We start from the raw sequence: 21171 nt of genomic DNA, 5'->3' as shown, positions 1-21171 counted from the left end.
AACCTTGGACCCGCTGATTAAGAGTCAGCTGCTCTACCAACTGAGCTATGTGCCCGTCGCTCCGTTTCCGGTGAGGCGCCTTATAAAGGGGAAGCGGGAATGCTTGCAAGGGGTTTTTTCAGATTATAATGAATAAAATCCAAAAAAATGATGGCCCCCTTTGATAACCGCCTCTTATTCCCGGTTGAGAAGACGCATGAGGCTCTCAAACTGCTCCAGAGACCGGTAATCGATCTTCAAGGAGCCACCCTTTTTTCCGTCGTAAGAGATGTGGACTTTAAGCCCCAGCCGGAGAGCCAGATCTTCTTCAATCTGGACAATCTCTGCGTCCCGGCGCTTTTTCTGAACGGCTTTCTTCTCTGATTTCTCAGCGACAAGAGCTTCTGTCTGGCGGACATTCAGCCCTTTTTCCAAAACAGTTTTGGCCGCAGCTATTGGGTCTGGATGGCTTAGAAGGGCACGGGCATGTCCGGCTGAGAGTTCACCACGGCGAACATAGGCCCGGATCTCTGGCGGCAGGTTCAGCAAGCGCATGGTATTGGTGATGTGAGGGCGGGATTTTCCGACAGCGCCGGCCAGTTCTTCCTGCGTCAGGGTATAATCCGTGATGAGCCGCTGAAGGCCTTCAGCTTCTTCGATCGGGTTCAGGTCGGCGCGCTGAAGGTTTTCCACAAGCGCGGCTGCCATGGCATCCGTGTCATCCAGTTGGCGCACATGCACGGGGACACTATGCAGCCCGGCAAGCTGAGAGGCGCGCCACCGCCGCTCTCCTGCGATGATCTGGTATCGCTCAGGGGTGGCCGGGTCTGGTCGGACAAGGAGGGGCTGCAGAACGCCGCGTGACCGAATGGAATTGGCCAGTTCTTCCAGTCGCTCAGGGTTCATGTCCTGACGGGGCTGAAAGGGGCTGGGCTCCAACACGTCAACGGGCAGGGAGGTATGCTGCTGAACAGGCGCATTGGCGCGCGTAGCACGGGCAAGCTGGGGAGCCTGATCGCCCAGAAGGGCGGCAAGACCACGACCGAGGCGCGGGGAGGAGTCCTTTTTGGCCATCGCAGCTTACGCCTTTGTCCTGTTCTCGGTTCGCTTTAGAAGTTCGTCCGCCAGTGCCACATAGGCGACTGCGCCTGTGGAGCGTGCATCATAGTTCAGCACCGGGCTGCCATGACTCTGGGCTTCGGAAATACGAATATTTCTTGGGATCAGCGTTTCGAGAACCTGCTCGCCAAAGAACCCCCGTGCATCCTGTGCGACAAGTTCTGAAAGGTTGTTCCGCCGATCGTACATGGTCAGCACAATGCCTTCGAGATGCAGATCTGCATTGAAGGCACGACGCACACGGTCAATGGTTCGAACGAGCTGACTGATCCCTTCAAGTGCGAAGAATTCACACTGAAGAGGAACCAGAACGCTGTCAGCCGCGACCAGTGCGTTCAGGGTCAGAAGACCAAGGCTCGGCGGGCAATCGATCAGGATAGTATCGTAGTCGCCTTCAAGGGAGCGCAGAGCATCCCTTAGACGATATTCACGACGCTCATCTGCGATCATCTCAAGTTCAGCACCAGCCAGCTCATTATTGGCGGTGATGATCGAAAGATTTTCGAACTCTGTCGGCTGGGCGAGGGCGTGTGGCTCTGCTTCCTGCATCAGGGCGGCATACGTGCCAATATTCCGCTGATCATACTCAATGCCCAACCCCGTTGAGGCATTGCCTTGAGGGTCCAGATCAACGAGCAGGACGCGCTGTTTCCGTGCCAGCGCTGCGGCTAGGTTGATTGTGGTCGTGGTTTTGCCGACACCGCCCTTCTGGTTGGTGACGGCAATGATGCGAGTGGTGGGGGATACGGAATTAGACGACACGCTTGAAATCACTGACCTTGATAATGGCTCCGCCGGGGTCGGTGCGGCTGGGAAGAATGGTAGATGTCATGTGCCAGTCACGGCTTGCCTCGGTCAACTCATCCTGCGCCTTTATGCCTTTGAGAAACAGACAAAATCCGTTTTCTTTCAGCAAAGGACGGGCCCATCCGAGCAGTTTGACCAGCGGGGCCAGCGCACGGGCTGTAATGATGTCGGCTTCGGGCGGGGTTGCCGCTTCAATGCGCTTTGGAATGACCGTGACTTTGGCTCCACAGATGCGACCAGCTTCTCGGAGGAAGGCACATTTCCGCTGATCGGACTCAATCAACGTCACAGGATTATCTGTTGCGATTGCCAGAATAAGGCCAGGAAAGCCTCCGCCTGAGCCCAGATCAGTAATGGTTGCACCGGCAGGAATCATGTCTGCGAGTTGCAGGCTGTCCTGGAAATGGCGTGGCCACAATTGGCCCAAGTCTTTGGGGCTGACCAGATTGATCTTCGCATTCCATTGCACGAGCAGGTCTGCGAAGCGTTCCAGTCTCTCCTGCGTTTCACGTGAAACGGTGGTCATGACAGGGTCCTTACATGGGCCAGCAGGGCAACCAGCGCAGCGGGGGTTACACCTCGCACACGTTGCGCAGCTGCAAAGCTGGTTGGTCGTGCCTGAGTAAAACGCTCACGCATCTCACTGCTCAGGCCGCCGATAGCGTTGTAATCCAGATTGCCCGGAAGAGCGATGGCGCTTTCAGATGCAAGCTGCTTGATCTCGCGATCCTGCCGCTGGAGATAGCCGCCGTAGCGAGCTTCCGTTTCCACATGGCGGCGGATACGGAGAGGCAGGGCACCAAACCATGGCGCCAGATCCAACACCTTCGAATGATCGCCGTTGCTGGCAAGAACATCCAGAACGCTCCGACGTCGCCCATCCAGAGAGACCTCAAACCCGACGTCCTTGAGGGCTTGGGGCAGGAAGGTCGTTGATGCTGCCAGTGCCATGGCTGCGTCAATCTGGGTTTTCATGTTGGTAAAGGCTTCGGCGCGTTCAGATAAAATGCAGCCAGCTTCCATGCCTTTTGGCGTAAGTCTCAGGTCTGCATTGTCAGCCCGAAGGCTTAGGCGATACTCGGCCCGTGACGTGAACATGCGGTAGGGCTCGCTGATGCCGTGCAATGTCAGGTCGTCAATCATGACACCGAGATAAGCATCGCTCCGATCCAGAATGAGCGGATCGTTTCCGGCGGTCGCGCGAGCGGCATTCAGGCCAGCAAGAAGGCCCTGAGCGCCCGCTTCCTCATAGCCTGTCGTACCGTTGATCTGCCCCGCCAGGTAGAGGCCAGGCAGGCTGCGCAACTGAAGTGAGGGCATCAGTTCCCGCGGATCGACGTAATCATACTCCACAGCGTATCCGGCTGTGACGATCCGCGCTTTTTCCAGCCCCGGCATCGATGCGATCATGAGGGCCTGAACATCAGCGGGAAGGCTGGTGCTGATCCCGTTCGGGTAAACAAGGTCACCCCCGGGATTCCCAGGGAGCGCTTCGGGCTCAAGAAAAACCTGATGGGAAGACCGCTCTGCGAAACGGACAACCTTGTCCTCAATCGATGGGCAATATCGTGGGCCACGGCCTGCAATCGCGCCACCATACATGGCTGAACGGTGCAGGTTTTCGTTGATGATCCGGTGCGTTTCCGGTGTGGTCTGGCTGATCCGGCATGAGACCTGGGCGTTGGTGATGCTGCTCGTCAGAGGGCTGAACGGCTCTGGAATTTCATCACCCCGATCTTCAGGCAGGCTCTCCCAGTCAATGCTGTTTCGGGCAATGCGTGGTGGTGTGCCAGTCTTGAGGCGGCCCATACGAAGCTTCAGAGCTTCCAGTCGTTCTCCCAGCTTGGTGGCGGGCGCTTCACCGATGCGCCCCGCAAGCTGTTGTTCGTGGCCGACATGGATGACACCCCGCAGGAATGTGCCTGTCGTGAGCACCACGGCGCCACAGCGGAAAGACCGCCCATCTTCGCAGATCACACCACGAATATGTCCGTTCTCTTCAATCAGATCTCCAACAGCTCCAGCCATGATCGTCAGATTAGGTGTTTCGGCCAGAAGGGTTTGAATAGCCGTTCTGTAAAGGGAGCGATCTGCCTGTGCGCGAGGACCATGCACAGCCGGTCCTTTGGAGCGATTGAGCAGCTTGAAATGGATGCCAGCGCGATCAGCGGCTTTGCCCATCAGCCCATCCAGTGCATCAATCTCACGCACGAGATGTCCTTTGCCGATGCCGCCGATGGCAGGATTGCAAGACATAGCTCCGATGGTTTCGAGCTTGTGCGTCAGCAGGAGCGTCTTGGCCCCAAAGCGTGCTGACGCTGCCGCTGCTTCACAACCAGCATGACCGCCGCCGATCACGATGACATCGAAATCGCTCAAAACTTACTTCCCGATACAGAACTGCCCGAAAATTGCATCGAGCAGGGATTCAACATCAACACGTCCTGTCAGACGTCCCAGAGCCTGCATGGACAGGCGTAATTCTTCTCCACGCAACTCGGGCCACGTGGCGCCTCGGGCGAGATCCAGATGCGTAACAGCTTCCTGAATGCCTGCACGGTGGCGAGCACGGGTCAAAGGCGGCGCTCCGGCATTGGCCGTCATCGCTGAGACCCGTTGGGTCAGGAAGGCTCGCAGTTCTGACAGACCTTCACCCGTCTGGGTGCTGATGCCTAGCATGTCCTGGGGGGCTGGTGCGATGTCGATTTTTGTTCGGACTGCAATTTCATCGGAAGACAAAGCATCGGCTGCTTCATCTGGCCCAATGAGGTGCAGAATAACGTCCGCCTGTTTCACGTGAAACAGTGCACGGCGAATACCTTCCGCCTCAATCTCATCTTCAGTTTCCCGCAGCCCGGCAGTGTCGATCAGACGAAGACGAACGCCATCCAGAACCCAGTCTACTGCAATGGCATCCCGTGTTGTTCCTGCGCGGTGAGTGACAATAGCTGCGTCATATCCGGATAACGCATTGAGAAGGCTTGATTTTCCAACATTTGGCGAGCCCGCGATCACGACTGTCAGCCCCTGACGCATCAATTCTCCACGGTTATCCTGAAGATGAGCGGACATCTCGCTCTGTAGAGCGGACATTTCGGCCAGAAGAGTGTGTTCCACCTCGGGAGGAAGGTCTTCATCAGGAAAGTCGATCAGAGCTTCCTGATGGGCCAGAACAAGCCTTAATCGTTGAGCCCATCCATCATAAAGGCGGCTTAGCGCCCCATCGGCCTGCTGTAGGGCCTGCTTCCGCTGACTTTCAGTTTCGGAATCGACGAGGTCTGCAATGGCTTCTGCCTGCAGGAGATCTAGTCGGCCCTTCTGCACGGCGCGCTTTGTGAACTCTCCCGGCTCTGCAGGGCGGGCGCCCAGATCGGTCAGTGCGTCAGCGACACGTGCGATAACGGCCGGACCTGCATGCAAGTGCAGCTCGAACCCATCTTCTCCGGTGTAGGATTTTGGCCCTGGCAGCCAGAGCACCACAGCATGATCCATCACCTCGTCCTGATGGCGAAGGCTCCGGAGGCTGGCACGCCGAGGCTCGGGCAAGGACCCGCATAGGCTTTGGAGAACAGAGGCGCTCCCCGGTCCGCTGGCGCGCATGATGGCGATTGCCGCGCGGCCTGCGCCTGTGGCCAGAGCAAAAATGACCTGGGGGTCCGAGGAGGAAAAGGGGTTCATGCCCCTTATGTAATGCAGGATGCCGTCATGTGAAATCGGCCTATGCAGAAAAGAAAACGGGCGGTCCGTTTCCGGCCCGCCCGTTTCTGTCAGACCGATAGGGTCAGAAGAGGCTTATTGAGCCTCGTCCACGCCCGTATGAGTCTGCGGGGAGAAGGTCCAGCCTTCGCCGTAAGGTTGTGGCATGTAAGCCATCCAGCCTTTGGAAGAGACGTTCCAGCCTGCGGTGGAAACCGCAGCGCCCGTCGTGCGGAGCTTGCGGATATCCGAAGCAGACAGCGTGCCCGGAGCCTGGTTACCCCAGCTCTTGCGCATGAAGTTGACGGCGTCTGCGATCTGCTGGTCAGACAGATGATCGCGGAAGCCCGGCATGGCAACAGCGGAGGGGGCTGTGTTCGTCGGAGGCAGAATGCCACCGAAGGTCACGATGTTGGCCATCGAGGTTGCATCGTCCGTGATGACAACCGGGTTACCAGCTAGAGGCGGGAACATGCGGTTGACACCCGTACCGTCATTCATGTGGCAGATGGAGCAGTTGTGGAGGTAAACTTCTGCACCTGCATCACCCTTGCCACCGGCTTCCAGCAGGGCAGTTGCCTTGCCATCGTCCTGACCAAGGTTCTTGCCTTCAGGCACGGCAGGCATGCTCTTCAGGTACTTGGCTGTGGCGTGCAGGTCGTCGTCGGTCCAATGCTGGGTGCTGTAGGCCACCACGTCAGCCATACCACCGAAGACTGCAGAATGGTCGATACGGCCGCTCTTCAGGAACTGGGCAATGTCGTCTTCAGACCAGCGACCCAGACCTGTGTCGCTGTTGCTGCGCAGGCTTGGAGCAATCCAGTTGTCGATTGGTGCACCACCAGACAGATAAGCGTTGCCGTCCTTGGCCGTGTAACCCTTGACCTGCATGGCCATGCCACGAGGCGTATGGCACTCGCCGCAATGGCCCGGGCCATTCACCAGATATTCGCCGCGAGCGACTTCCGGATCGGAAATGCTTTTATCGAGGCCCGGCGTGACGGTTGGAACGAACATTGCGCGCCAGATGGCAAGCGGCCAGCGCATGTTCATCGGCCAGGAGATACCTGGCTGCTTGTTCTGAAGAGCAACCGGCTTCACGCCATGCATGAAGAAGGCATACATGGCCTTGATGTCGTCATCGGACAGGCGGGCGAACTCAGGATACGGCATGGCCGGATAGACCGTTGCGCCGTCCTTACGGATGCCTTTGCGGATCGCTTTCGTGAAGTCTTCCAGCGTGTAGCTGCCGATACCGTATTTTGGGTCCGGCGTAATGTTGGTGGAGTAGATCGTGCCAATCGGGCTCTTGATCTCCAGACCACCAGCATAAGGCTGGCCGTGTAGTGCGGTATGACAGGCGACGCAGTCAGACAGGCGGGCCACGTAGGCACCGCGCTGAATCAGGGCGTCATCAGCGTCCTGGGCTTGGGCAGCGCCAAAAGACACTGCCATAAGGCCGACTGCGGCCGCGAATTTCCATCCCTGTTTCATCTCAGATACCAGTCTGTCCCGAGTTAATGCCTTGAGCATGTCACGTCATTCCTTTCAGCGTGACGGTTTCCCGTCACGGATGGTCCGGCGTTGCAGGCGCAACCGAACCCTGAGGGACGTTGAGGAATTCGTCGTTCGGGACGCCTGCCTCATTCTCTCGGGCCTTGACTTCGTCTGCGTAGGACTCGTTGGCGCGCTTTACGATGAAGTTGCGGATGTCTTCGATTTCAGCCGGAGACATGGACGTGTCGAAACGATCCATACCGTAGGCCGTCAGAGCACCCTTGCCGACAAGCTTGTAGAACTTCTCAGGCCCGCGGATCGCACCGGACCAACGCAGGTCAGGCAGAACGCCGCCAGAGATGCTGTTGTCGCCGTGGCAGGCTGCACAATAGGTCTGGAACTGGAAGTAACCGTCCTTGGTCTTGGCTTCGTCCCACTTCTCAGGCGGCTTCACCGGAACAAATCCAAGCTCGTTCTTGGCAGGCAGCTTATCGTTGCCATCAAGAGCAAAGGCGATGATCCGCGAGTGGTTGACGGTCCAGCCGGAGGTCCGGGCTACGCCACCCAGGAAGAACGGATAGATACCGCCCCAACCCACTTCAACTGCAACATACTGCTTACCGTGAGCCGTATAGGTCACCGGAGGAGCAATGATGGCGCTCTGGGCTGGGAACTTGAACAGATCCTTGCCTGTCGTAGCATCGTAAGCATGGAACTCACCGGTCGCGAGACCCTGGAACAGGACGCCGCCGGCTGTGGCAAGAAGGCCACCATTCCACGGACCCTTGTGGTCAACCGTGAACGCTGCCTGCTGCTTCTGCGGATCCCAGGCCACGATCCAGCCCTTCAGATCTTTCAGGAACTGGGCTTTGTCAGCCTTGTGCTGCGGATCGTTGTCATCCAGCAGGCCGATCTTGTTCATGTCCAGACCAAGGTTCCAGCTATCGTGGTGAGCCTTGAAGCCACCCTTTTGCGGGTCATAGACGAACGGAACCTGCTGGGCCGGGATGTAAACCAGCTTCGTCTGCGGGCTGTAAGCCATGGCAGCAAAGTTATGGCCACCCAGATCGCCCGGAATACCGTACCAAGGCTTGCCGTTCAGCGTCCACAGAGCATCCGGGTTGTAGTTCGGACGACCCGTTACAGGGTCCAGACCATTGGCCCAGTTCTCGTAGGTGTAAGGCTTGCCGGAAATGAACTTACCGGTCTTGGCATCGAGAATATAGAAAAAGCCGTTCTTTGGCGCATGAACGAGCACATGGCGCATTTCGCCATTGATCGGCATGTCGAGCGCCATGATCTGCTGAACCGAGGTGTAATCCCACTGGTCCATCGGCGTTTCCTGGAAATGCCAGACGTATTTGCCGGTATCAGGATTGATGGCCACGATGCTGCCGAGGAAGAGGTTGTTTCCTTTTCCTTCAGAACGGAACTTGTAGTTCCATGGCGAGCCGTTACCGACGCCCAAGTAGACGAGATCTGTGACCGGGTCATAGATCAGCGAGTCCCAGACGGTACCGCCGCCGCCCTGCTGCTTCCATGCGCCGCCCTTACCCCATGTCGGGTAAGCCTTGGACATCAGCACATCGTCAGAAGCGGCGCCGTCCGGCTTGTTGTCGGGGTTCGGAACGGTAAAGAAGCGCCAGTTCAGCTTGCCTGTTTCAGCGTCATACGCTGTCACGAAGCCACGGGCGCCGAACTCTGCACCACCGTTGCCGACGATGACCTTGCCCTTGGCAATACGCGGGGCGCCATCAAGCGTGTAAGAGCGCTGATGACCGAGCTGTGCTTCTTTTGGAACCGTGTAAACGCTCCAGACCAGCTTGCCGGTCTTGGCGTCCAGAGCGATCAGACGACCGTCGAACGTGCCAAAATAGACCTTGCCGTTCCAGTAAGCTGCACCACGGTTGACCGTATCGCAGCAGCCGCGGTCAGCGATATTGCCGGGAACTTTTGGATCGTAGGACCAGAGCAGTTTGCCTGTTGCTGCATCCAGAGCCTTCATTTTGCTCCAGTTGGTCGTGGCATACATGACGCCATCGACGATCAGCGGCGTACCTTCCTGCCCACGATTGGTATCCAGATCATAGTGCCATGCAAGCTTCAGGTTGCCGGCATTGTCCTTTGTGATCTGGTCCAGCGGGCTGTAGCGCTGCTCGGAATAGGTCCGGCCATAGCTCATCCAGTCTCCTGGATGCTGGTCGGCGTTGGTGATGGCGGTACCGGTGTCCTCAGCGAGGGCAAGAGGGGAAGCTGCGCAGAATGCCAGTGCGGCTGCGCAGCCTAGAAGGCGCTTCTTCGTAACGTTGATCGGCGTCAGTAGACCAGAGACCATGATCCGACTGTCCTTTTTGCAAAGACTGTTCTTATTGCTGACATTCCGGACCGCTTAAGTCCTGATAGATGCCTTACAGGTAAGGAATCATCAGTTTTTCAAGTTGCCTGGAAAACCAGCATCACGAGAACTTACTACTCCTTATCTTATTGTTTATAGAAAACTGGGCTTCTGACGTTTCCGTGATCGTTATGCTGGCAAAAATCTGAAAACAAGTAGATGAGAACTGTTCTCAAAAACTAATGACCTGCATATGGGGCATCCTGTCGCGTTTTTGACACACGAATGGCTATTTCCCAACAGATTGCAGAGTATTTCAGGAAAGGATACGAAAATAGTTCCATATGTTTTTTGAGAATATCGGCCTCCCGGAATATGCAGGGCATGCATACGTTTTTTTTACCGGGACTCTTTTAGGGAAGCATGATTGACGCTTTCCGAGGCATCGGGCAGCCTAACTGTATGCCACAGCTATCCTGTTATTCTCCCTTGGGTGCCCTGACCATCAGTGAAGACGAAGGGCGTATTGTCGCCCTCGACTGGGGATGGGGACGCGATCAGGAGGAGACTCCGCTCCTCGTAAAAGTTCGGGATTTGCTCGAGCAGTATTTCGACGGTGAGAAGGTGGATTTTTCCAGTCTGCCGTTTTCTCCCTATGGCACGCCGTATCGCCAGAAAGTCTGGCAGGCAATCCTGAAAATCCCATACGGAGAAACCCGAACATACGCGCAGATTGCGGCACAGGCGGGTGGATCAGCCCGGTCCATAGGCGGAGCAATGGGCGCGAATCCGATCCCTGTTTTGATCCCCTGTCATCGGGTTGTGGGAACAAACGGTCTCGGAGGCTATTCGGGCCTGAATGGTGTTGTAGACAAGAGAATTCTCCTCAATCTCGAAAAAGGTGAGTGAGAAAGCCCAATAAAAAAGGGGAGCCATGGCTCCCCTTTTTTTGTGATGCAAACAACAGGATCAGTTGTTCATCGCGTCGAAGAAGTCCTGATTGGACTTGCTGTACTTGAGCTTGTCCAGCAGGAAGTCCATGGCATCCATCGTGCCCATCGGGGCAAGGATGCGACGCAGGACCCACATCTTGGAAAGCTCACCGCGCTCAACAAGAAGCTCTTCCTTACGTGTGCCAGACTTGGTGATGTCGATGGCCGGGAAGGTACGCTTGTCTGCAAGCTTGCGATCCAGGATGAGTTCGGCGTTACCGGTGCCCTTGAACTCTTCGAAGATCACTTCGTCCATGCGCGAGCCCGTATCGATTAGGGCCGTTGCGATGATGGTGAGTGAGCCACCTTCTTCAATGTTACGGGCCGCACCGAAGAAGCGCTTGGGGCGCTGCAGGGCGTTTGCATCCACACCACCTGTCAGCACCTTGCCCGATGAAGGAACGACGGTGTTGTAGGCGCGTGCAAGACGCGTAATGGAATCCAGCAGGATGACCACGTCGCGCTTGTGCTCGACAAGGCGCTTGGCCTTTTCGAGAACCATTTCCGTCACCTGAACGTGGCGTGTTGCCGGTTCGTCGAAGGTGGAGGACACGACTTCACCACGCACCGAGCGCGCCATGTCCGTCACTTCTTCCGGACGCTCATCAATCAGAAGAACGATCAGGAAGACTTCAGGATGGTTGGCCGAAATGGACGCAGCGATGCTCTGGAGCATCACGGTCTTACCCGTACGGGGCGGAGCAACGATCAGGGCGCGCTGGCCCATGCCGATTGGCGTCACCAGATCGATTACACGCGGGGTGTAGTCGCGCTGGTCCTTTTTGCCCTTGCTACGCGGAGAAGACTCGCTGGCGGCTGGCTCGGACTGCTCAACTTCCATCTTCAGGCGGCGCTCAGGGTAGAGCGGCGTCAGATTGTCAAAGTTGATACGAGTCCGGACAACGTCCGGGTCTTCGAAGTTGATGGTGTTGACCTTCAGCAGAGCGAAGTAACGCTCTCCGTCGCGTGGCGCACGGATCTGGCCTTCGACGGTATCGCCAGGGCGGAGGCCAAAGCGACGAACCTGAGTTGGGGAAATATAGATGTCGTCAGGGCCAGGAAGGTAATTTGCTTCCGGGCTGCGCAGGAATCCAAAACCGTCTGGCAGGATTTCCAGCGTCCCTTCGCCGTAGATCGCCTGATCGCGCTCGGCAAGGGTCTTGAGGATGGCAAACATGATGTCCTGCTTGCGCATGGACGAGACGTTCTCGATCTCCAGTTCCTCTGCATAAGCCAGCAGATCGGCCGGAGATTTTTTCTTGAGTTCGGCGAGATGCATGAAAGACGCGCCTTATGTGCCCTTTGGGCAGACCTTAATGGGGGAGGATGTGCCTGCCTGATGCAAGAACTGGATCGGAAGCAGTGGTTCGGGATGTCTGGCACCCATGAAGGGCCGGGCATCGCAAACGGGCATCATCCGGTTAGGAAAGGAGACCGGGCAGCTGATAGCCACCAAGAAGTCACGCTCGAATTACCGGAGCGCACAAAGGGGTGTCAAGCCTCGTGCGCTCCGGGGTGGCACTTTGATATAAATCAGTTTTTCAACATGGCATCTGCGGTGCGCAAAGACAGGGCCATGATGGTCAGGGCCGGATTGGCGGCCGTCGCACTGGGAAAGGTTGAATGATCGCTGATCCAGAGGTTGTCGATATCAAAACTCTGGCCGTATGGGGTAACGACGGCCGAGCCAGACTCCGTCCCCATCCGTGCCGTTCCCATCATATGGGCTGCCCGATCAAGAAGACGTAGATCCTTGGCTCCGATGGCTTGCCACATGCGCGTTAACAGACGCGATGCATGAGCGTGCATTGCCAGTTCGTTTGGGCCGTAGCTGTGGGTAATGAGTGGCTTTGGTAGACCCAGGGCATCCTTTTCGTCTGACAGAACAACCCGGTTTTCAGGGCTGGGCATGCAGTCGCCGTGAATCCCCATGCCGATACTGCGGTTGTAACCGGCTAATGTTCTTACGAGATCTGCACCACGACGGTTTGACCCGCGTGCAATATTGGAGGCCCAGGTGATCGGCATCATTCCGAGGGACTGAATCAGATAGCCCCCCGCAAAATCGGCATCTTTTGGGCGCATCATGTCTTCTGTGATTGTGAGGGACGGATAACCCCGGTTTGGGCGTACCTCCTCATCAATTTCTCCCCAGATCTGCGTCGAGATATGGGTCATGTAGTTTTCACCGACCTGTCCGGAGCTGTTTGCCAGTTCGTTGTGAAGCAGCAGTCTTGCCGTTTCGACAGCACCAGCAGACAGAACAAGGCGCTCACAGCGTTGACGGACGTTTTCACCGTTTCGGGTGTAGACGACGCCGGTGACGCGCCCAGCCTGGTTCGTCTCGATTGTATGGACGTGGCATCCAGAGCGAATTTCAGCACCATGCGCGACAGCAAGCGGAAGCCACGTATTGTCTGCGCCTGACTTGGCCCCGTTGCGGCAGCCCTGATGACATGCGCCGCAATTTGCACACGCTTTACGAGTTCCAAAATGGGGCTGGTTGAAATCGCGCGTAATGAGAGCCGTTGGTCCATCAGCATGACGAATACCAACGGCGTCGCAGGCTTCCCGCATCTTCATCGCAGCCGGATTGGCTGGTGGAGGGGCGTAGGCATAACGCCGGGCAGGATCCCATGGATAGTTTGATGGCCCCGAGACACCAATGAAGGCTTCAACCTCTTTGATGTAGGGGAGAAGTTCTTCATAAGAAAAGGGCCAATCCACACTGCGGCCGGTTTCAGTATGAAGCCGAAAATCGCCAGCATGAGGACGGGGTAGAAAAGCGCCGTAATGTAGCAGGGAGCCGCCCACGCCAGTGCCACTGTTATTTCCACCGAAAGGTTGAGGATTGCGGCCACCAGACAGACGTTCATGCAGCCAGTAGATTTCGCGCGCTTCAATCTCGTCTGATGTATAACGGGAGGGTAAAAAGCTCGGGCCAGCTTCTAGGACCAGGACACTTTTTCCGGCTTCGGCCAGACGAGCGGCAAGAGGAGCGCCGCCTGCGCCACTCCCAATGACAATGACGTCCAGAATCTCTGTTTCGGCATAGGTCTTCATGGAAGGGTCTTGTCTCACGGTTTGGCTGAAGGGATTTTGGGTGAGGGTTCGAAGGATTCCCGCTCATTGGCATCAACAGTCTGGAACCCTTGGAACACATTATCCCCACCGTTGAGGTTGGCGGAAATTCCGAGTGCATCCTGAACACGAGCATCGGCAAGGAAGCATTCAATCGCGTCTGCCCGGAGATCGAATGACCATTTTTGCATCTGCTCAGGCGTCAGGCGGTTCGCCGCGTCTAGGCCGTGGCGTCCTTCCGCGAGTTCATCGAGCGTCTGACCAATCGCTAAAGCATTAAGCGCCGGGAACGGCATGTTGTGCTGAGCTTGGGCGAGATCATCCAAAGTCAGTAATGCCTGCTCCCACGCCGTGACGTCGGGAGGAAGTTCTGCAAACCGCCAGCCGTCGCGTGGTCCGGCAAGGGCGGTATCTATGCGGACGGCCAGATTAAGGGGACTGTTTCCCAGAATATCTTCCTGAGGAAGCAGAACCGGGAGGATGGCCTCAAGAACCGCAAAGGCTTTTGGGGAAAGGACGCGTGGCGCCTGTAACAGGTCGTCCTCAAGGCGCGTGACGAGAATGTCGCGCGTTCTTCCAGAAAGATGATCGGATGCAAGAAATTCGGGATAATCCGAGGGAAGGGGCATGACGGTGTCCTTTGCTCTTCTTTTCAAAGTCCCGGCATAGGGATAGTTCCTGGCTCCCGTTTGACCGCAAGATGCACTATCCTGTTTTTGTGATCCTGTCGTATGTCCGACGGAACGGGAATTTTATAGAGATCCATCCCTTGATCGGGATGTTTGTGCAAGTAAGGAGTGACGATGGCGGTCGAAATCCGGGTACCGGCGCTAGGGGAAAGCCTGACGACCGCAATCGTCGCGCGGTGGCTGAAGCAGTCTGGCGACTATGTTCAGCACGATGAAACAATTCTCGAACTTGAGACAGACAAGGTCAGCGTTGAGGTGACTGCCCCGTCCGCCGGGCGTCTGGAGAATTGCATTGCGGTTGGCACAGAGGTGGAAATAGGGGGTCTTCTGGGAGAGGTGGACGAAACGGCTGAAGCGCCGGCTGTCGCTCCCGTAGCTCCTGTCGAAGCAGTAAAGCCTGAGCCTGTTTCCACGCCTGCCCCCGAACCTGTGCCTGCGGCTGCTCCGAAGCCGGAACCCGTTGCTGCACCGGCTAAAGCACCAATTCCCTCAGCGCCAAGGGCAGATGATGGTCGCGAGCGTCGTGTTCCCATGTCACGCCTTCGCCAGACTATCGCACGGAATCTGAAAGCGGCTCAGAATACGGCTGCTATTCTCACGACGTTCAATGAAATCGATATGTCAGCGGCAAAAGCTTTGCGGGCAGAATATCGTGAAGAGTTTGAAAAAAAGCATGACGGTGCCCGACTGGGCTTCATGTCATTTTTCGCCCGGGCTGTTGTTGGAGCGCTGAAGGATTATCCTGCACTTAATGCTCAGATCGAGGGCGACGAGATTGTCTATCGTGATTTCGTCAATCTGGGCATTGCCGTTGGTACAGAACGGGGGCTTGTCGTCCCGGTTCTGCATGAAGCCGATCAGATGAGCTTCGCCGAATTGGAGCGTCGGATTGCCGACTATGGAAAGCGTGCAAGAGTGGGGTCTCTCAAGCTTGATGAGCTTTCTTCTGGAACGTTTTCCATAACGAACGGAGGCATTTTTGGCTCACTTCTGTCCACGCCGATTCTGAATACTCCGCAATCGGGTATTCTGGGGATGCATGCCATTCAGGATCGACCCGTTGTGCGGGATGGTCAGATTGTTGTCAGACCGATGATGTATGTCGCACTTTCCTACGATCACCGAATTGTCGATGGTCGGGAAGCGGTCAGTTTTCTTGTTAGAGTGAAGCAGCTTGTTGAAGATCCAAGACGCCTGTTGCTCGACCTGTGACTTTTTTGGGAGATGGCGCGTTAAGGCGTGGCGTCTCCCGCTGAACGCTGGACGGTTCTGCCGATCCCCTGCGTTCATTGAACCATTATGAACCGAGGGTAATCCTGTCCATGCGGCCTGTTTCCACATTGTATCGCTCTGCCAGACTTCTTGTCGTGACAACCGCATTATGCGGTGGCGGTCCTCTGTTGACGGCCTGCGCACATGCCGATCCAACCCCTGCTACGCCGACTGAAAACGGAGATGTATCTGTTCCTCCGCCAACTGATAATCCAGTGACAGATGCGACGCCGGTGGTTCCTTCAGTTCAGATTCCGCCTCTTCCTGTTGTCAGCAATACGGAAGCTCATAAGGAAGCCGCACGCCTTGTAAAAATGATGGCGAAGACGGTGAAGGGATTTACCACATATAAGCAGGACCGTCGGGAGGCATTCGTGTCTTTGGCACAGGCAGAGGTTGCAAAAGCGAACCAGCCTGTTTCGCGCCCGCAGCTCATCATGGTGGTCGATCGGAATGAGCGCGTTCAGCATTTGGATTTTGTTTTGGCCCTGCCTGACGAGCCGTGGATTTCTTTGGGGGGGACATCAGTTTCAACAGGAACAACAGGCCGGAAATACTATTACATTACTCCGACAGGTGTGTTCCAAAATTCAGCCGACCGCTTGGGCTATCGCGCTGAAGGCACAAAAAACAAATATGGTATTCGCGGTATTGGTGCCAAAGGATCCCGTGTTTGGGATATGGGATGGCAGACCGCAATGAAGGGCTGGCTCCCAAAACATGAAACCGGGCAGATCCGGCTGGAAATTCACGCTACAGACCCACAGTTTCTCGAGTGGAGACTTGGTCACTCTGCGTCTGAAGGGTGTATCCGAATTCCAGCGACGATGAATCGCTTCATGGATCACTATGGTCTGATAGATACACTTTACGAACAGGCGGCCAGCTATGATCCACGCTTTGCGGCACTCTTGCCCAAGGACCGGGAGGCGACCCCGATCGCAGGAGATCTGGTTGTTGTAGTGGATTCCGGCCCATTGACGGAGCCGAAGATTGACCCCATCGCGGACAAGCGGCCGTTACCCTGATACATTCCAATACCAAAATGTTTCATAATATTTATGACAGATTTTGGTATTCCGTATGAAGTTTGTATTACAGGTTGGTAATTCCTGTTCTCAGCGCTGGGTAGTAACAGTAATGAGCGTTCTCTACTCCACGGGAGCGCGCAATTCCAATGATCAGTACCAGAAAAAAATTCGTCCTGCAGACAGGCGTAATGGCTGCGGCGATATTTTTTGGTTCAACGACCAACACGGCAGAGCTCAAGCAGGCTGACACCGAAAAGGATGCTTCCAAAGAAAAGCCGAAGGTGGAAAAGCTCACAGTTCTTGGGCACGCTGCACGTATCGATCCCGCAACGGTTTCGATATACATTACGCAACCGACATCAAAAATTCAGTCGGGGTTTTTGGCAAATAATATTATTCCGCTCGCAAGCGTTGATGACATTATTCAATTCCAGCCAAGCGTATTTTCTCAGAACCCGAATGGTCCGGGAATGGGAAAAGCTGAAACCATGAGTTTGCGTGGTTTTCAGGATGGCCAATATAATATGACATTCGACGGCATTCCTTTCGGAAATGCTTCCGATATGGGCCATACGACGTCCTCACTATTTATCTCTCACTTTCTGGGGGAGGCGCAGATTGATCGTGGGCCTGGCACAGCGTCAACGATTGGAAATGCGACGTTCGGCGGAACCATGGGATTTACGTCTAAAAACCCTTCGGCGCGGATGGGGACAACGCTTTACGGGACATACGGTAGTTTCAATACTCGCGCAGGTGGTATTGAATTCGATACAGGAAAAACCAGAATGGGCCGTGCTTTTATCGATATGCAGCACGAGGAAACCAATGGTTATCTGACCAATTCTTCTGGGCGTCGCAGTAACCTGATGTTCAAGGATGTTATCGATCTGGCGCCAGAAACAACGCTTACGATCGAAACGACGTATAACAAGGAATGGCAGTACACGACCCAAGGTGCCACGTTGGACGATTATAAAAAATATGGAAAGAACTACGGGTTATGCAATGACCCGTCGAAGTAGTGTTATTATGGTTATCAGCCAAGCGTTTATACATCTGATTTTGATTATATTTCCCTTAAAACAAAGCTTCTGTCCTGGCTCACATTAGAGAATCAGATTTACACCAGTGGCTTTGAGCATGATTATTCTGAAAGCACAGACGCAAGTCAGGGTGATACCGCAGCAAACGGTGTGACATTTTATAATGCCGCCGGGAAAAAGGTGGCGACCTATAAAAATGATATTCCTGGAAAATACGCAGATGCGGCTTATCGGACATATGGCGATACCCTTCGTCTGAAGGGGCATACGTCTTACGGTGATATTCTTCTGGGGGTTTGGGCTGATGTTCAAAAAGATCGCCGCTACACGTATGCCATTGATCTGAGCCAGAATTCCGTTCCGGTTCTTGGTAAAAATGGTTCAGCATATAGCTATTATATTTCAGACCTGAACACGACAATTCAACCTTATCTGGAACTGAATTTTCATCCGTGGGCAGGGGCAACAATTAAGCCGGGTGTAAAATATTCCATTTTCAAAAGAGATTATGACGCGGGTATTAATAAGGGGACAAAGCTCCCACTGAAAGACACGCAAAGCTATGGATCATGGCAGCCATCCATTGCGATTAATCAACGTATTATGAAAAATTGGATCGCTTATGCTCAGATTGCACGGGGCTTTCTCGCGCCGCCACTGTCTGTTTTTCAGGTTAGTTCCGTTGGAAATGTAAAGCCTGAAACTACCATGAATTATCAGGTGGGATCGGTATATCATGGCCGCAACTGGATGCTTTCTCTGGATGGATATTACATCAATTTCTCGAATTATATTGCCTCGGCGCAGATTCAGGTTCCCAATATCGGTACGACATCGACATATGTGAATAGCGGTGGTGCAGTGTACCGAGGAATTGAACTCGAAGGGCAATATGTCATTGGTTACGGTTTTTCCCTTTATGGGAACTACAGCGTCAATGACGCAAAATATAAGCACAGCAATGTTCGCGTTGCCAAAAGTCCAAACGCTTTGGCATCTTTCGGGCTGCTCTATGAGAGTGAGCGCGGGTCCTATTTTTCAATCATGGGAAAATATGCCGGAACGCATTGGGGCTTGGACAGCACGACTGATGATGCGGATAATACGGTCTTCAAAAATCGGTACAAAATTGGAAGCACTGTGACGGCGGATCTCGCCATGGGCTGGCGCATTCATCATATTGGCTCGTTTTTCAGTAACGTGACCCCAAGCATCAAGATTGCCAACCTGTTCAACAACCGCGCCATCAGCGACTTTGCGGGTAATCAGTCTTATGGCGATGCCCCACTGTTCTGGCGTATTGCTGGCCGGAGCGTGTTCTTTAACATGACTGCAACGATGCCATGATGCGGGGACTGTCTTCGCTTGCTATTCTGTTTGCCTTGGGGGGCTGTGCCTCTCAGGCGCAGCCAGATGTTCTCGAAAAAATCGTTTTTCTCAGCCGACACGGGATCCGCAGTCCGACGCTCTCGCCGCAGGAAATGCAGCATCGGACGGGTCATACCTGGCAAGCATGGTCTGTAGCGCCTGGAGAAATGACACAGCACGGTGCCGTAGCGTTGGCAGCGATGGTGCAGGTTGTTCAGAGAAACTATAGCGCAAGCGCTCTGTTTCAGGGCTCCAAGAAGTGTCAGACTATGGAGCAGGAGACTGTTGTCTGGGCTGATACGGGTGATCATCGGACGCGACAGACGGGGGACGTCTGGGCCAAAGAAATAGCCCCAGGATGCGCCATAAAGGCCCAGTGGGCGACGACGGGTGTCGATCCGGTTTTTAATGCGCTTGGAAGTCAGGCAGGCCAGATTGATCGTGGAGTTTTGGAGCAAGAATTTGCAGCCGCCACGAAGACATTGTCCGAACCGGCCTCTCATAACGCTCTGAAAGCCGTTCAGTCGCTCATGGCGCCGGAGGCATGCTCTGAGAGTAACTCGTCGCCTCAATGCTTTTTAGGTGCGACGAAGATTGAGTGGAAAAAAGGAACGTCACATCTTCAGGGCGGCTTCGTAACGGGAGGCATGGCTGCAGAAAGTCTGTTGCTGACTTATACAGAAGGTTTGTCTCTGGCTGACTTCAAGGTGGCTGACAAAGATGCGCCGCACGTTCTGGAAGCTGTTATGCCCGCGCATGAAGCGGAAAATCATCTTCTGAGGCGTCTGCCCGAATATGCCCGCGCTAGAAACGGTGTGATGGGGGAGGGTATTCGTGCGTTTTTGTCTGGTCGCCCGGTTCTGTCTATCCCCGGGATATCGCCTTCCACAAAGGTGCTTGTTCTGGCTGGCCACGATACCAATCTGGCTGCCATGATGGCCCTGTTCGGGCTCGACTGGTCTTTCCCCGATCAACCGGATTCTACGGCCCCGAATACCGTTCTGGCGTTCGAACGCTGGCGTCACGCAGATGGCTCACGGGATGTCAGGATCAGGGTTTTCCACCAGTCTCTGGCAGAGCTGCGTCAGGGGAGGGGGCCTGATATCGAGACGTCTGCCTTAACACTGTCCCCTTCGCGGCCCATTCTTTTTTCTACGCAGTGAAAAATAAAAAAAGCCCGGATGAGAACATCCGGGCTTTTTCGTAACAGATCCTTTGGAAAGGCTTAGTGAGCCCAGCCTTCAGGAACCTTACCACCGTTCTTGGCCAACTCGGCATAGACCTGCTTGATGAGCCAGACGTTCATCGTTGCTGAGTCATCCGTGCTGCCCGTGTAGTGCAGTTCGCCTGCAAGCTGCTTGCGTGATTCCAGGGAACTGTCGAGGCCGAGCAGCTTCAGAAGATCCACAATCGAGGTCTTGTAGTTCAGCGGCTGGCCAGCCTTGGATGCCAGATCCGAAAGAACGGCATCCACATCTACTGGTGCGGCTGGAGTTGCAGGCGTTGCTGGGGCTGCGGCAGCCGGAGCCCCAGCGGAAGCCTGTGCATCAGCCGTGCCGGAAGTTGTCGGCGTGGCTGCTTCTGCATGTCCGAAAATCTTGGACATGATCGAGCTGAAAAGACCCATAGGAAATTCTCCTGACGGTTTGAAAAACAGTGTCGGGGTAGACAACGCCTACCCCGTGTCACCTGTTCCGCTCAGTAACGATATTCTTCGTGCTTGAACGGACCGGCAACCGGAACGCCAATGTAGTCAGCCTGCTTCGTGGACATCTTGGAGAGCTCGGCGCCGACCTTTGCGAGGTGCAGGGCAGCAACCTTTTCGTCCAGAGCCTTTGGCAGGGTGTAAACCTTCACCTCGTACTGGCCCGGCTTGGCGGTCCAGAGTTCGATCTGGGCCAGCGTCTGGTTGGTGAAGGAAGCGGACATTACGAAGGACGGGTGACCTGTGGCGTTGCCAAGGTTCACGAGACGGCCTTCGGAGAGCAAGATGATGCGGCGGCCTTCTGCCAACTCGACTTCGTCAACCTGCGGCTTGATGTTGTTCCAGCGATAGTTGCGCAGGGCTTCAACCTGGATTTCGCTATCGAAGTGACCGATGTTGCAGACGATCGCACGGTCCTTCATTTCTCGCATGTGGTCGATCGTAATGATGTCCACATTGCCCGTGCAGGTGACGAAAATGTCGCCGCGCGGAGCTGCGTTTTCCATGGTGACGACTTCATAGCCTTCCATGGCGGCCTGCAGGGCGCAGATCGG

General features: G+C 55.2%; 18 protein-coding genes. 6 read left to right on the top strand and 12 right to left on the bottom strand.

From position 1 onward, the window contains the following. Positions 1-174: 174 nt before the first annotated feature. The 7 genes from ABF979_RS12320 to ABF979_RS12290 form a co-directional block, all read right to left on the bottom strand. Positions 175-1053 carry a ParB/RepB/Spo0J family partition protein gene (locus tag ABF979_RS12320; RefSeq protein ID WP_415560128.1) on the bottom strand — a complete coding sequence of 293 codons (879 nt, stop codon included), beginning with the start codon at positions 1051-1053 and terminating at the stop codon, positions 175-177. Positions 1054-1059: 6 nt separating this feature from the next. Next, on the bottom strand, positions 1060-1860 hold the full coding sequence (locus ABF979_RS12315) for a ParA family protein (RefSeq protein WP_046900404.1): 801 nt from the start codon (positions 1858-1860) through the stop codon (positions 1060-1062). Then, the gene (gene rsmG, locus ABF979_RS12310; RefSeq protein WP_415560126.1) at positions 1850-2431 is read right to left on the bottom strand and encodes a 16S rRNA (guanine(527)-N(7))-methyltransferase RsmG; all 582 of its coding nucleotides are present in this window, start codon (positions 2429-2431) and stop codon (positions 1850-1852) included. Before rsmG ends, ABF979_RS12315 begins: the two co-directional genes overlap by 11 nt. Beyond that, a complete protein-coding gene (gene mnmG, locus ABF979_RS12305; RefSeq protein WP_415560124.1) occupies positions 2428-4284 on the bottom strand; it encodes a tRNA uridine-5-carboxymethylaminomethyl(34) synthesis enzyme MnmG in 1857 nt (618 codons plus the stop codon). Before mnmG ends, rsmG begins: the two co-directional genes overlap by 4 nt. Before the next feature lie 3 nt (positions 4285-4287). Continuing rightward, positions 4288-5583: a tRNA uridine-5-carboxymethylaminomethyl(34) synthesis GTPase MnmE gene (gene mnmE, locus ABF979_RS12300; RefSeq protein WP_415560123.1), complete on the bottom strand. Its 1296-nt coding sequence runs from the start codon at positions 5581-5583 to the stop codon at positions 4288-4290. A 114-nt stretch (positions 5584-5697) separates the two neighbouring features. Then, on the bottom strand, positions 5698-7134 hold the full coding sequence (locus ABF979_RS12295; protein ID WP_215749581.1) for a c-type cytochrome: 1437 nt from the start codon (positions 7132-7134) through the stop codon (positions 5698-5700). A gap of 34 nt (positions 7135-7168) precedes the next feature. Further along, entirely contained in the window at positions 7169-9433 is a 2265-nt protein-coding gene (locus ABF979_RS12290; RefSeq protein WP_215749579.1) for a PQQ-dependent dehydrogenase, methanol/ethanol family, read from the bottom strand. A gap of 423 nt (positions 9434-9856) precedes the next feature. On the opposite strand from ABF979_RS12290, the gene ABF979_RS12285 reads away from it, so the two are divergent. Beyond that, positions 9857-10342: a methylated-DNA--[protein]-cysteine S-methyltransferase gene (locus tag ABF979_RS12285; protein ID WP_415560121.1), complete on the top strand. Its 486-nt coding sequence runs from the start codon at positions 9857-9859 to the stop codon at positions 10340-10342. A gap of 60 nt (positions 10343-10402) precedes the next feature. On the opposite strand, the gene rho is transcribed toward ABF979_RS12285, so the two are convergent. The 3 genes from rho to ABF979_RS12270 all read right to left on the bottom strand — a co-directional run bounded on the left by rho (position 10403) and on the right by ABF979_RS12270 (position 14135). Further along, positions 10403-11704, bottom strand: a complete 1302-nt coding sequence (rho, locus tag ABF979_RS12280) for a transcription termination factor Rho (RefSeq protein ID WP_046900397.1) — start codon at positions 11702-11704, stop codon at positions 10403-10405. Between the two features lie 254 nt (positions 11705-11958). Then, complete coding sequence (locus tag ABF979_RS12275) at positions 11959-13488, bottom strand: GMC family oxidoreductase (RefSeq protein ID WP_415560119.1); 1530 nt, start codon at positions 13486-13488, stop codon at positions 11959-11961. Positions 13489-13502: 14 nt separating this feature from the next. After that, positions 13503-14135, bottom strand: a complete 633-nt coding sequence (locus ABF979_RS12270) for a gluconate 2-dehydrogenase subunit 3 family protein (RefSeq protein WP_415560117.1) — start codon at positions 14133-14135, stop codon at positions 13503-13505. A gap of 174 nt (positions 14136-14309) precedes the next feature. Between ABF979_RS12270 and sucB the strand changes: the two genes are divergently transcribed. The 5 genes from sucB (at position 14310) to ABF979_RS12245 (ending at position 20075) form a co-directional block, all read left to right on the top strand. Continuing rightward, positions 14310-15407 carry a dihydrolipoyllysine-residue succinyltransferase gene (sucB, locus tag ABF979_RS12265; RefSeq protein ID WP_415560115.1) on the top strand — a complete coding sequence of 366 codons (1098 nt, stop codon included), beginning with the start codon at positions 14310-14312 and terminating at the stop codon, positions 15405-15407. Positions 15408-15517: 110 nt separating this feature from the next. Continuing rightward, a complete protein-coding gene (locus ABF979_RS12260) occupies positions 15518-16495 on the top strand; it encodes a L,D-transpeptidase (RefSeq protein ID WP_415560113.1) in 978 nt (325 codons plus the stop codon). Between the two features lie 149 nt (positions 16496-16644). Continuing rightward, entirely contained in the window at positions 16645-17523 is an 879-nt protein-coding gene (locus ABF979_RS12255) for a TonB-dependent receptor plug domain-containing protein (RefSeq protein WP_415560110.1), read from the top strand. Positions 17524-17571: 48 nt separating this feature from the next. Beyond that, positions 17572-18891 carry a TonB-dependent receptor domain-containing protein gene (locus ABF979_RS12250; protein ID WP_415560130.1) on the top strand — a complete coding sequence of 440 codons (1320 nt, stop codon included), beginning with the start codon at positions 17572-17574 and terminating at the stop codon, positions 18889-18891. Then, positions 18888-20075 carry a phosphoanhydride phosphohydrolase gene (locus tag ABF979_RS12245; RefSeq protein WP_415560108.1) on the top strand — a complete coding sequence of 396 codons (1188 nt, stop codon included), beginning with the start codon at positions 18888-18890 and terminating at the stop codon, positions 20073-20075. The genes ABF979_RS12250 and ABF979_RS12245 overlap by 4 nt, the downstream gene beginning before the upstream one ends. 62 nt (positions 20076-20137) lie before the next feature. On the opposite strand, the gene ABF979_RS12240 is transcribed toward ABF979_RS12245, so the two are convergent. Both ABF979_RS12240 and ABF979_RS12235 read right to left on the bottom strand, forming a co-directional pair. Beyond that, complete coding sequence (locus ABF979_RS12240; protein ID WP_086634721.1) at positions 20138-20539, bottom strand: DUF3597 domain-containing protein; 402 nt, start codon at positions 20537-20539, stop codon at positions 20138-20140. 71 nt (positions 20540-20610) lie between these two features. After that, positions 20611-21171 (bottom strand): adenosylhomocysteinase (locus ABF979_RS12235; RefSeq protein WP_415560106.1); only part of this gene is annotated, 561 nt, incomplete at its 5' end.

Source organism: Gluconobacter sp., assembly GCF_047723935.1.
Classification (GTDB): domain Bacteria; phylum Pseudomonadota; class Alphaproteobacteria; order Acetobacterales; family Acetobacteraceae; genus Gluconobacter.
This window is presented reverse-complemented; position numbering and strand designations above follow the sequence as displayed.

Bases quoted from the DNA above. Each gene is read 5' to 3' on its own strand.
- ABF979_RS12275 (WP_415560119.1), bottom strand. From the start codon at position 13,488: ATGAAGACCTATGCCGAAACAGAGATTCTGGACGTCATTGTCATTGGG.
- mnmE (WP_415560123.1), bottom strand. From the start codon at position 5,583: ATGAACCCCTTTTCCTCCTCGGACCCCCAGGTCATTTTTGCTCTGGCC.
- ABF979_RS12270 (WP_415560117.1), bottom strand. From the start codon at position 14,135: ATGCCCCTTCCCTCGGATTATCCCGAATTTCTTGCATCCGATCATCTT.
- rsmG (WP_415560126.1), bottom strand. From the start codon at position 2,431: ATGACCACCGTTTCACGTGAAACGCAGGAGAGACTGGAACGCTTCGCA.
- ABF979_RS12290 (WP_215749579.1), bottom strand. From the start codon at position 9,433: ATGGTCTCTGGTCTACTGACGCCGATCAACGTTACGAAGAAGCGCCTT.
- rho (WP_046900397.1), bottom strand. From the start codon at position 11,704: ATGCATCTCGCCGAACTCAAGAAAAAATCTCCGGCCGATCTGCTGGCT.
- ABF979_RS12320 (WP_415560128.1), bottom strand. From the start codon at position 1,053: ATGGCCAAAAAGGACTCCTCCCCGCGCCTCGGTCGTGGTCTTGCCGCC.
- ABF979_RS12285 (WP_415560121.1), top strand. From the start codon at position 9,857: ATGATTGACGCTTTCCGAGGCATCGGGCAGCCTAACTGTATGCCACAG.
- ABF979_RS12255 (WP_415560110.1), top strand. From the start codon at position 16,645: ATGATCAGTACCAGAAAAAAATTCGTCCTGCAGACAGGCGTAATGGCT.
- sucB (WP_415560115.1), top strand. From the start codon at position 14,310: ATGGCGGTCGAAATCCGGGTACCGGCGCTAGGGGAAAGCCTGACGACC.
- ABF979_RS12260 (WP_415560113.1), top strand. From the start codon at position 15,518: ATGCGGCCTGTTTCCACATTGTATCGCTCTGCCAGACTTCTTGTCGTG.
- ABF979_RS12245 (WP_415560108.1), top strand. From the start codon at position 18,888: ATGATGCGGGGACTGTCTTCGCTTGCTATTCTGTTTGCCTTGGGGGGC.
- ABF979_RS12295 (WP_215749581.1), bottom strand. From the start codon at position 7,134: ATGCTCAAGGCATTAACTCGGGACAGACTGGTATCTGAGATGAAACAG.
- ABF979_RS12240 (WP_086634721.1), bottom strand. From the start codon at position 20,539: ATGGGTCTTTTCAGCTCGATCATGTCCAAGATTTTCGGACATGCAGAA.